At 68.7% G+C, this 11,255-nt stretch carries 10 protein-coding genes; all 10 read right to left on the reverse strand.

Features of this window, described 5'->3' with window-relative positions:
- A partial coding sequence (locus IQ458_RS19050; protein WP_203323791.1) for an MCP four helix bundle domain-containing protein occupies positions 1-1,278 on the reverse strand: 1,278 nt, incomplete at its 3' end.
- A 208-nt stretch (positions 1,279-1,486) separates the two neighbouring features.
- On the reverse strand, positions 1,487-2,710 hold the full coding sequence (locus tag IQ458_RS19055) for an OprO/OprP family phosphate-selective porin (RefSeq protein WP_203323792.1): 1,224 nt from the start codon (positions 2,708-2,710) through the stop codon (positions 1,487-1,489).
- 92 nt (positions 2,711-2,802) lie between these two features.
- Complete coding sequence (locus IQ458_RS19060) at positions 2,803-4,776, reverse strand: chemotaxis protein CheA (RefSeq protein WP_203323793.1); 1,974 nt, start codon at positions 4,774-4,776, stop codon at positions 2,803-2,805.
- Positions 4,777-4,834: 58 nt separating this feature from the next.
- Positions 4,835-5,200, reverse strand: a complete 366-nt coding sequence (locus tag IQ458_RS19065) for a response regulator (protein WP_183636985.1) — start codon at positions 5,198-5,200, stop codon at positions 4,835-4,837.
- Complete coding sequence (locus tag IQ458_RS19070) at positions 5,197-5,508, reverse strand: STAS domain-containing protein (RefSeq protein WP_183636982.1); 312 nt, start codon at positions 5,506-5,508, stop codon at positions 5,197-5,199. Before IQ458_RS19070 ends, IQ458_RS19065 begins: the two co-directional genes overlap by 4 nt.
- A 328-nt stretch (positions 5,509-5,836) precedes the next feature.
- Positions 5,837-7,129 (reverse strand): chemotaxis protein CheW, encoded by a 1,293-nt coding sequence (locus IQ458_RS19805; RefSeq protein ID WP_328805238.1) that lies wholly within the window; start codon positions 7,127-7,129, stop codon positions 5,837-5,839.
- The gene (locus IQ458_RS19080; RefSeq protein WP_183636978.1) at positions 7,126-7,908 is read right to left on the reverse strand and encodes a ParA family protein; all 783 of its coding nucleotides are present in this window, start codon (positions 7,906-7,908) and stop codon (positions 7,126-7,128) included. The genes IQ458_RS19805 and IQ458_RS19080 overlap by 4 nt, the downstream gene beginning before the upstream one ends.
- The gene (motD, locus tag IQ458_RS19085; protein ID WP_183636976.1) at positions 7,908-8,876 is read right to left on the reverse strand and encodes a flagellar motor protein MotD; all 969 of its coding nucleotides are present in this window, start codon (positions 8,874-8,876) and stop codon (positions 7,908-7,910) included. Before motD ends, IQ458_RS19080 begins: the two co-directional genes overlap by 1 nt.
- Positions 8,877-8,888: 12 nt before the next feature.
- Positions 8,889-9,629, reverse strand: a complete 741-nt coding sequence (locus tag IQ458_RS19090) for a flagellar motor protein (protein WP_183636974.1) — start codon at positions 9,627-9,629, stop codon at positions 8,889-8,891.
- Positions 9,630-10,014: 385 nt separating this feature from the next.
- Positions 10,015-11,255, reverse strand: a 1,241-nt coding sequence (locus IQ458_RS19095; protein WP_203323794.1) for a chemotaxis protein CheA, incomplete at its 5' end; no start/stop codon positions are given.

Genomic DNA, 11,255 nt, shown 5'->3' on the forward strand with positions numbered 1-11,255 from the left:
GTGGAAGTCGCCGTCCATGCGGGTGGTCAGGTCGCCGCGGGCGATGGCCTGGAGCAGTTGCGACAACTGGCCCAGGTTGGTGTCGCTGACCGCCATCATCGCGTTCAGGCCGTCGATCATCACCCGGAAATCATGTTCGAAGCGCTGCGCGTCGCCGCGCTGGCTGAAATCGCCCACGGACGCGGCGGCCGCCAGGCGCTTGATCTCGCCATTGATGGCCGCCAGGCTGGCCTTGGCGCGATCCATCGACTCGTGCAGCATCGCCCGCTGGCCGGGCAGGCGGCGCGCGTCCTGCGAGAGATCGCCCATCGCGTAGCGGTTGAGGATGGCGATGGCGTCGACGATGGCGTCCAGATGTTCGAACATCATCGTGTTGATGCCGCGCGCCAGGTCGCCGTACACGCCGGGGAAATCCTCCGACACGCGCTGGGAGATGTTCTCGCCGGCGTGCATGTGGACCATGTGCTGGGTCTCGTCGGAAAACCGGCGCAGCATCTTCATCATCTCGTCGGTGGAGGCGAGCATCTGGCCCAACTCGTCGCGGTGGCCGCGTTCGACCTTGATTGACAGATCGCCACGCGACACCGCGTTCACCGCGCGCACGACCTGGGCCAGCGGGCCGGTGATCGAGCGCGTGATGGCGATGGCCAGGAACACCGCCAGCAGCACCGCCACGCCCAGGCCGACGCACATCGCCAGCACGGTGCGCGAGTAGGCACGCTCGGAAGCGGCGACCTCCGCCGCCAGATTGTCCACGTTGTACTGCGACAGTGCCTTGAGCTGGTTGAACAGTTCGCGGCGCAGGAAGCGCGATTCGTTGGTGGAGATGGCTTTCGCGGCCTCGAAATCATCGGCCGCCACCGCCGCCGAGATGCGGTCGTGCGCCTCGAAGTAGGCGGCGCGCGCCTTCTTCACCTTTTCGTAAATCGCCTTTTCCTTCGCGCTTGATTCGATGGGGATGGCGTTGTACGCCGCTTCCTCGGCGTCAATCAGCTTGCGGGTATCGACCAGCTTCTTCTCGTAGTCGGCGATTTCCTCCGGCTGGCCCTGCTTGGTCAGCTGCGACTGCTCGTAGGTGCGGTACTCGCCGAGCTGGGCGCGCATTTCGCCCAGGTGCTGGACAGCGGGCATCCAGTTCTCGTTGACGGCGAGCATCTGCGCATTGGCCACAGACAGCCGCCACAGCGACAGGGCGCCCAGCAGGACGGTGAGGATGACGGTGACGGTGAAGGCCACCGCCAGCTTGCGGGCGATCGGCAGGTTGCGGAACCAGTTCATTGCTTGCTTCTCTCTCCAGGAGGAACGGCGCGCGGAGCCTCCCCGTGTGGCCGCGTGCGTCGGTGACGGAATGTCATGCCGCTACTAGCGGCGGCACCGCCTGGAACTTGACGGTGCGTTGGTCGTAAGGGCGCGCCCGACGTCGAAACGTAATCCGGCGCCGCGTCCACGCGTGGCGCGGACGCGGGGCTTGGCCGGGCAGGTTGAATCAGAAATAGAACTGCGCGCGCAGTTGCAGGATGCGTGGATCCGCCCGCCGTCCCGCCCGCTGGGCATCCACCCGGGTCAGGTTGGCCTGCAGGCGGAAGTAGCGGTTGAGATAGGCGTTCACGCCCAGCGTCCAGTTGTTCTCGCGGCCACCACGGATGCCGCCGTTGTCCAGGTCGATGCGGCTGTGGCGCAGCAGCAGTTCCCACGCGCCGTAGGCATGCGCGGGCACCGGGTTGGCGACGTTGCCGGCGTTGTAGACGCGCGATTCGCCGGTGAGCAGCCAGCTGCCGGCGACATACCAGCCGTCGGCCGAGTAACCGCGCAGGCCGGCGTCGCGGGTGGTCTGCTGGCGCAGGTATTCGCCCTGCAGCGACCATGGCCCTTCGATCCACAGCGCTTCCACGCCTTCGCGGCGGATGCGGTCGACCCGGGTCAGGGTGCCGGAATCGACCAGCCGCGTGTCGGTGAGCGCGGTTTCCGGGCGCGCACGCCAGCGCACGCCGGGCAGCACGGTCTGGCCGCGTCCATTCACTTCGCTGTGCGGATGTTCCTCGGACGCCGACAGCCCCAGGTGCAGCACGTGCCCGGCCTGCTTGCGCGGGGTCCACGCGGCGCGCGCGGCGAGGGTCGTGCCGCGGTTGTTGCCCTGCAGATCGTTGCCGAAGAAGTAGCCCAGGTTCCACAGATGGGTGGGGCGCTCGAATGCCCATTCCACGCCGACACGCCGGCTTTCGTAGAACGCCTGGGTCGGCAGCGAGTTCTCCAGGAAGCTGCCGGCGCGGGTGGAGGTATAGCCCTCGAAACCCACCGGCAACTTGAACTGGCCGATGCGCAGCTTGCCGGCGTCGTGGCCGAACAGCGCCCTGGTTTCCACCCGCAACGCCACGTCCATCCAGGTGTCGGCATGGAAGTCGTAGCTGGCGGTGACGTCGTAGACGCCCTTGCGCTTGAGGGTGAAGCCGAATTCCTTGCGGCGGAAGTCCTCGTCGTCCTCCAGCGCGGTGGCGGCGGTGCCGTAACCCTCGCCGTCGAAGCGGACCAGATCGTAGGCGTAGTTGCCGGTGGCGGCCAGCTCGGTGCCGTTGGCGAACACGATGCGCGGCGGCCACGGCTTGATCTGCGTACCGGTGGCGTCGCCTTCGGCGGCGGAGGCGTGCGGGGCGGAGAGGGCCAGCAGCGGAATCAGGGCGAGGGAATGGCGGGAAACGACAGCGGATTTCATGATGGAAGGATCTGGCAAGCGCACGCCCTGCGCGGCCACCCGGAGGCGGCCACGCGTGCAGGCGGCGGTGAAGAGGAGAGGTGGCGGGGCGATCAGGCGGCTTGCGGCATGCGCAGCGAGCGCACCAGTCCACCCACGTCGACGATGAGGGCGACGCGGCCGTCGCCCAGGATGGTGGCGCCGGAAATCCCGTCCACGCGCCGGTAATTGTTTTCCAGGTTCTTGACCACGACCTGTTGCTGGCCGAGCAACTCGTCCACTTCCAGTGCCAGCTTCTGGCCGTCGCCCTCGACCACCACCACCAACGGCTGGGCGACGCGCGCATGGCCGTAGCGGTAGAACTCGTTGAGCGACAACAGTGGCAGGTATTCGCCGCGCACGCGCAGCACGCGGCCTTCGCCGGCCAGCGTGCGCACGTCCTCGGCCTGCGGTTGCAGCGCTTCCAGCACGTAGCCCAGCGGCAGGATCAGGGTTTCCTCGCCCACCGCGACGGTCATGCCGTCGAGGATGGCGAGGGTCAGTGGCAGCCGGATCACCACGCGGGTGCCGTGGCCGGCGCTGCTTTCCAGCTGCACTTCGCCGCCCAACGCCTGGATGTTCCGGCGCACCACGTCCATGCCGACACCGCGGCCGGACAGATCGGTGACCGCGTCGGCGGTGGAGAAGCCGGGTTGGAAGATCAGATCCCAGACCTGCGCGTCGGAAGGATTCTCCGGCACGTGCAGGCCACGCTCGGCGGCCTTGGCCAGGATCCGCTCGCGGTTGAGGCCGCGGCCATCGTCGCTGACCTCGATGACGATGTGGCCGCCCTGGTGCGAAGCGGCCAGGGTGATGGTGCCGGTTTCGTCCTTGCCCGCGTCGCGGCGGGTGTCGGGCATTTCCAGGCCGTGATCGATCGCGTTGCGCACCAGGTGCACCAGCGGATCGGCGATGCGTTCGATCAGGCCCTTGTCCAGTTCGGTGCCCTCGCCAATCGTGCGCAGGCGGACCTGCTTGCCCAGGCGCGAGGACAGGTCGCGGACCAGCCGCGGGAAGCGGCGGAACACCGCGTCCACCGGCAGCATGCGCACGCCGATCACCGCTTCCTGCAGATCGCGGGTGTTGCGTTCCAGCAGGTCCAGGCCGGCGAACAGGCGTTCGCACTGGCCGGGATCCAGCAGGCCGGACACCTGCTTGAGCATCGCCTGGGTGATCACCAGTTCGCCGACCAGGTTGATCAGGCCGTCGATCTTGTCGACGCTGACGCGGATTGAACTCTCGGCGGTGTCGTTGCCGGCCGGCGCGGGCGCGGCGGCGCCGGCGTTGCCGGCAGCGGCGAGGGTGATGGCCTCGACCGGAGCGGACGGCGCGGCGATCGCGGCGGGGATCGGCTGGATATCCAGTTCGCAGTCATCGACGACCCAGGCGAAGGCTTCCTCGACGGCGGTGCGCGGCACCGGCCCGAGCAGGCCGAGATCCCAGGCCAGATAGGCTTCCAGCGGATCCATCTGCTCGAAGCCGGGCAGGCGATCGATCCGGCAGGCGACTTCCAGCGGCGCCAGATGCTCCAGTTCGCGCAGGATCCGCAGCGGATCGTTGCCGGTCATGAACAGCGAGGGCGCCGGGGTGAAACCGATGCGCCAGCCTTCCGGCGCGGCGTCCTTCGCCGCCGGCGCGGCGCTGGCGGCGGGCGCGGCGTCGCCGGACAGCACCGCGGTCAGGCACGCGTGCACGTCCTTGACCGCCGCCGGATCCGCGGGATGGCCGTGCTCGGCTTCGGCCAGCAGGCTGCGCAGCACGTCCACCGACGCCAGCATCGCGTCGATCGCCGGGGTGGCGACGTCGCGCTTGCCGGCGCGCAGTTCGTCCAGCAGCGTTTCCAGCACGTGGGTCAGGCCGGCGACCGCGTCGAAGCCGAAGGTGGCCGCGCCGCCCTTGATGGAATGCGCGGCGCGGAAGATCGAGTTGATCAGCTCGCCGTCGCGGTTGCCCTGTTCCAGTTGCAGCAGGCCCGCTTCCATCGCTTCCAGCCCTTCGCGGCTTTCCTCGAAGAAGGTGGCGTGGAAGCGTTGCATGTCCATGTTCATCGGTGCGGAACCCGGGCGGCGTCAGGAAAGGGCGGAAGTCGTCGGAAGCGGGCGCGGATCAGCCCAGGACTTTCTGGATGGTGGCGACCAGTTGTTCCGGATTGAACGGCTTGACCAGCCAGCCGGTCGCGCCGGCGGCCTTGCCCTCGGCCTTCTTGTCGGCGGCCGATTCGGTGGTGAGCATCAACAGCGGGGTGAACTTGTAGTCGGGCAGCCCGCGCAGGGCGCGGATCAGTGCGATGCCATCCATGTTCGGCATGTTGACGTCGGTGACCACCGCATTGAAACGCTGTCCCTGCGCGCGGCCCAGGGCGACCTGGCCGTCCTCGGCCTCGTCCACGGCGTATCCGGCGGAAGTCAGGGCGAATGCGACCATCTGGCGCATCGAGGCCGAATCGTCCACCACCAAAATACGTGCGCTCATGCGGCGTTCTCCACAGTTTTCGAATCGTTGTTGTCGGAAGGGGAAAGACCCAGCCGATCGGCCAGGCCCAGCAGGCGGGCGGCGTCGCGGAAGGCGGGACTGCTGCCGGCGAAGGCGGTGGCGCGGCCGGCCTGTTCGCGTTCGCGGAAGAAGGTGCACAGCACCTGCAGGCTGGCGGTGTGCACGCGTTGCACGGTCCCGGCATCCAGCAGCAAGGGCTGCGGCTGGGCCAGGTGCGGCACCAGTTGCTGCTTCAGATCGCTGGCGGCCTCGATGCCGAGGTCCGCGCCCAGGGGTACTGCGCTCATCATCGCTCCGATGGGTCGGTTCCTGCGTGGTATCGGCCGGACCGGGCAGGTCTTGAGCCGGCGCGTGGAAAAGTGGGAAGTGCGTCGCGACTTGGGATGTGCCGTGGGAACGAATATGGATAGCCCCCTTTGGAAAAGGGGGCGGGCGAGCGCGTAGCGGTCGACGGGGGATTTGCTTGGCGCCAAGAGCAAATCCCCCTCGGTCCCCCTTTTTCAAAGGGGGAGGAAAAGCTTGGCTTTCCCAATCCCCAATCCCGAATCCCGAATCCCGAATCCCGAATCCCGGCTTTCAACGGCCGCATGGCCGGTCATCCCGAATCCCGGCCCCTCAGCCCAACAACTCCGAAGCATCCAGCAAAATCACCGTCCGCCCGGAGAGCCGGGCGACGCCGCGAAACAACGGATGGGTGATGCGGCACATGCGGGTGTTGTCCGGTGGTTCGATCTGCTGCTCGGTGAGGCGGGTGACGTCCTCCACCGCCGAGACGCGCAGGCCGAGGATTTCGCCGTTTTCCTCCAGCACGACGATGCGTACCTGGCTGTCGGGGACGATTTCGGCGCGTCCCAGGTACAGGCCCAGGTCGATCACCGGCACGACCTGGCCGCGCAGGTTCATCACGCCCAGCATGTGCGCGGCCGCGCCGCGCAGTGGCAGCAGGGTGGCCGGCAGGACGACTTCCTGCACCTTCAGCAGTTCCAGTGCGTAGTGCTGGTCGTCGCAGCGCATCCGCAGCCAGCGGGTGGTGCGGTCGCTGGCGCGCCGGCGCTCGCCGTGCGGCGAACTGGCCGGGGCGTTGTCCTCGTCGTCGCGTTGTCTCTGCAGCATGTCGAACACCGGCTTGGCGTAGGCGGGGATGGCGGGCGACGAAGATGCGGAACGCGCGGGAGGCGGTGGCGCCGGTCGGGACGGAACCGTGGCCGGCGTGGGTGCCGCGGCGACGGACATTGGCGCGGGCGGAGTCGGCTCGGCCTGCGCCGTCGCGGCACCGGTGGGCGCCTCTGCGCCGGGCGCCGCGCCGCCGTGCAACTGGTCCAGCAGCGCCTCGAATTCGTCGTCGGTGATCAGATCCGCCGTGGCCATCGGCGCCATCGCGGGTGGTGCTGCCGCCGGTGTGCTGTCCACGGACGGGATTTCGAGCGGTTCGGATTCGATGGAGACAGGTTCGATGGCCTCGGTCTCGACAGGCACGATCTCGACAGGCACGGTTTCGACAGCCACGGTTTCGACGGTCATGGGCGCGCGCTCGGTGGCAGTCGCCGGTGCAATCATCGCCGGCGCGGCTTCGACCTGCTGGAGGGCGAGGATGGCGTCGGGATCGTCGGCCACGGCGATGCCGCGGGTGGTCGCCAGCAGGCGTTCCAGGACTTCCTCGTGCGTCGGATCGAATGCCCCGGCGTCATCGTGTGGCTCGCCGGCCGTCGCAAGCTCCGCCACCACGGCGGGCACGCCAGCAGGCATGTCCGGCGACGCGATGTCCGCCTGCGCGGGCACCGGTGCATTCACCACCGCCAGGAACGGCTGCGGCGGAGCCGGCGCGGCGACGGCCGGGGCAATCGCGGGCGCGACGTCACCGCCCAGCAGATCCCTCAGATAGTCGTCCAGCGCCGGTTGCGCGTTCACGCGGCCTGCTCCATCTGCACGCGATCGCAGCCCAGCAGCCACTCGAGCGCGCGGCGGTACGCGGACAGGCCGCGGCCCGGGTACTGGCCGGCCGACAGCGGCTTGACCAGTTCATCGACGCTGCAGATGCGGGTGTCGTTGGGAATGGCGTCGTCCCACACGCGATCGCCATGGGTCTCCTGCATCTGCCGCAGGGTGTCGTTGCCGGTGCGGGTGCGCTTGTCGTGCAGGGTGGGCAGGACCGAGGCCGGCAGCGGGCGGCGGCGCGAACGTTCGATCATGTCCACGGTCCGGCACATGCCATTGAGGCCATGCAGCGCCAGCGGTTCGGTCTGGGTCGGGATGATCACGCGATCGGCCGCAGCCAGCGCGTTGACCATCAGCAGGCCGAGCGTGGGCGGGCAGTCGAACAGCACATAGTCGTAGTCCTGGCCGCCGCGCGCCAGCGCGTTGGCCAGCGCCATGCCCAGTCCGGGCTGGGTGGCGCTGCGGCGTTCCAGCGTGGCCAGCGCGGTCTGCGCGGCGACGAAGGACAGATTGTCGATGCCGGTTTCGCGCACCAGCGGGCCCAGCTCCGCGGTCGGCTGGTCGAACAGATCCAGCACGCCGGCCGGTGCCGGCTCGGCGGGCAGGCCGAAGGCGCGGGTCAGCGAGGAGTGCGGATCCAGATCCATCAGCAGGACGCGCTGGCCGCGCATCGCCAGGCCACGGCCCAGCGCCAGGGTGGTGGTGGTCTTGCCCACGCCGCCCTTCTGGTTGGCGATTGCCCACACGCGCATCAGTTGGATCCTCCTTCAAGGGTGGGCGCCATCGCGTCGGCGTCGGCGGCCGTCGCGGGCGTCAATGTTTCGGCCTGCGCCGGCGCGATCGCCGGCAGCGCGGGTGCGGCGGCGATCGCCGGCAGCGATCCGCCCGGCGCGTGTTCGCCCTCGCTGGCCAGGATCACCAGCAACACCCGGCGGTTGCTGTTGCGGCCTTCCACGGTGGCGTTGTCGCCGATCGGACGGAACTCGCCGTAGCCGATCATCGCCAGTCGTTCCGGCGGAATGCCGTCGCGCACGAACAGGTGCACCACGCTGGCCGCGCGCGCCGCCGACAGTTCCCAGTTGGACGGGAACTGGTAGGTCCGGATCGGACGGTCGTCGGTGTAGCCTTCCACGCGCACGCCGTTGGGCACGCCGGCCAGCACGTCGGCCAGGCTGGACACGGTGCTCTGCGCGGCCGGTTCCAGGGCTGCCGAGCCGGTGGCGAACAGGATGTCGCTGTTGATCTGCACTTCCAGCCAGAGTTCGGCGCGGCGCACCACCACCAGCTTCTGGTCGACCAGCGGCGCCAGCGCCTTCTCGATGTTGTCGGCGATGGCGTCGAGTTGCTGGTGGGCGTTCTGCATGCCCTTGGCGTCCACGCTCATGTTCATCTGCGAGGCCATTGCCGCCAGCAGGGTCACGTTGGGTGCCGGCGAAGGGGCGGAGGGGCCCTGCTTGGCGCCGGACTTGATCGGCGAGGGGCGATCGAAATCGGCGCCCTGCAGTTGGTGGTTGCCGACCTGGACCGGATTGATCGTGCGCGGCGCGCCGCCGAACGCGGCGGTGAGCGCGTCGGCCATCACCCGGTACTTGCCCTCGTTGAGGGTGGAGATGGCGTACATGACCACGAAGAAGGCCAGCAGCAACGTCATCAGATCGGCGTAGGGAATGGCCCAGGCCTCGTGGTTGACGTGTTCCTCGTGGGATTTCCGGCGTGCCATGCGGGTGCCCGATCAGTGCAGGAAGCCGGCCAGCTTGGATTCGATGTTGCGCGGGTTCTCGCCCTGGGCAATCGCGATCAGGCCTTCGATGATCATTTCGCGCTCGCGGCTCTGTCCGCCGATCACGCTCTTGAGTTTGCTGGCGACCGGCAGGAAGAACAGGTTGGCCGAGGCGATGCCGTAGATGGTGGCGGTGAACGCGGCGGCGATGCCGTGGCCCAGCTTGCTCGGGTCGGCCAGGTTCTTCATCACCGCGATCAGGCCGAACACGGCGCCGATGATGCCCAGCGTCGGCGCGTACACGCCCATCGCTTCGAACACCTTGGCCGCGGCCAGATCCTGGTGCTCCTGGCTGTTGAGGTCGATTTCCAGCATGTGCCGGATGGCCTCCGGTTCCAGCCCGTCGACCAGCATCTGCAGGCCCTTCTTCAGGAACGGATCGCTCTGTTCGTTGACCAGCGGCTCCAGCCCCAGCAGGCCCTGCTTGCGGGCGATGTTGCTCCACTCGACGATCTGCGCGACCAGCCCGTCGTGATCGGCGCCCGGTGGGCGGATCACCCAGCGCGCAATCGACACCGCGCGCTTGAACACCGCCGGCGGCGTATGCACCAGGATGGCCGCGACGGTGCCGAGGATGACGATGACGAAGGCCGCCGAGGACCACAGCGACGACACGCCGGCACCCTTGAGGATGCTGCCGCCGACCAGGGCGACCAGGGCGAGGATGAGACCGATGAGGCTGAAGATGTCCATATGCAGTGGTATCGGCGCTGGCGGTCCGGACTTGAGTTGGCGGGTTGGGGACGGGTGCGCTAGCGGGGTCTGTTCGGCTTTCGGTTGAGGGCGGAAGGGCTCGCGGCCGGAGGCCTCCTACCGGTTTGTTTCAGGTTTGCCGCAATGCCGGACCAGGTAGGAGCGGCCTCCGGCCGCGAGCTCCTGCCATCGCAACGAATCCGCGAGTCCGTGACCGGTCTGTTCCTTCGGGGCGGCATTCGTGTGTGTAAAAAGCAGCGAAGCGTGTTCCGCTTTACGGGGGGCGTGTTGCCCCCATCCGCCCTTCGGGCACCTTCCCCCGCGAGCGGGGGAAGGGAGCGGGTGGCGCGGATTCNAGCGGGGGAAGGGAGCGGGTGGCGCGGATTCACGCGGCCGCTTCGCGCAGGCCGTCGACGTCCAGGATCAGCGCCATGCGGCCATCGCCGATCAGGGTCGCGCCGGCATAGCCGCGCAGGCCGCGCACCGCGCGCGGGAGCGGCTTGATCACCACTTCCTCGCGCCCGCGCACCTGGTCCACGACCAGGCCGAAGCGCTGGTCGCCCATCTGCAGCACCACGATGGTCAGCAGCGGCGCCTTGACCGCCTCCACGCCCAGCCAGCGCCGCAGATCCACCAGCGGCAGGGTGGTGGACTGCCGATCCAGCACGGCCTGGCCGTCGAACCAGCGCAGGCTGGAGGCCGGCGCGTGCAGCACTTCCATCACCCGCGCCAGCGGCAGCGCGTAGACCGGATCACCGGCCTGCACCAGCAGGGTCGGCAGGATCGCCAGGGTCAGCGGCACCCGGATCAGGAAGCGGCTGCCACGGCCGAGCTGCGAATGGATCTGGATCTGTCCACTGAGTTCGCGGATGCGCGACTGCACCACGTCCATGCCGACGCCGCGGCCGGAGATGTCGGTGATCTCGGTCTTGGTCGAGAAGCCCGGCAGGAAGATCAGCTGCAGGCATTCGTCGTGCGACAGGCGGGCGGCGGCTTCCGGTTCGATCAGGCCCTTTTCCAGCGCCTTGTCGCGCAGCCGCTCCGGATCGATGCCGGCGCCGTCGTCGCGGATCTCGATGGTGACGTAGTCGCCTTCCTGCTGCGCCGCCAGCCGTACCTGGCCGCTGCGCGGCTTGCCCGTGGCCTCGCGCAGGTCGGGCAGCTCGATGCCGTGGTCGATGGCGTTGCGGACCAGGTGCACGAGCGGATCGGACAAGGCCTCGACGAGGTTGCGATCCAGCTCGGTATCGGCGCCGATCAGCTCCAGATCGACTTCCTTCTTGAGCGAGCGGGCGACGTCGCGGGCGACCTTGGGGAAGCGCGAGAACACCTTGCCCACCGGCTGCATGCGGGTGCGCATGACCGCGTTCTGCAAGCGCGCGGTGGCGATGTCCAGGCCGCTGACCGCGCGATCCAGTTCCTCGTCGCGCAGGCGTGCGCGCAGGGTCTTCAGGCGATTGCGCGACAGCACCAGTTCGCCGACCAGATTGACGATCGCGTCCAGCCGCTTGGTGTCCACCCGGATGGTCTGCTCGGCCTCGCTGGCGCGCGCCGGACGGGCCGGTGAGGCCGGGGCGGGCGTGGCCGGGCGAGCCGGCACGGGTTGGGGCGCGGGTGCGGACGCCG

Source organism: Pseudoxanthomonas beigongshangi, from assembly GCF_016820515.1.
GTDB classification, from domain to species: Bacteria; Pseudomonadota; Gammaproteobacteria; order Xanthomonadales; family Xanthomonadaceae; genus Pseudoxanthomonas_A; species Pseudoxanthomonas_A beigongshangi.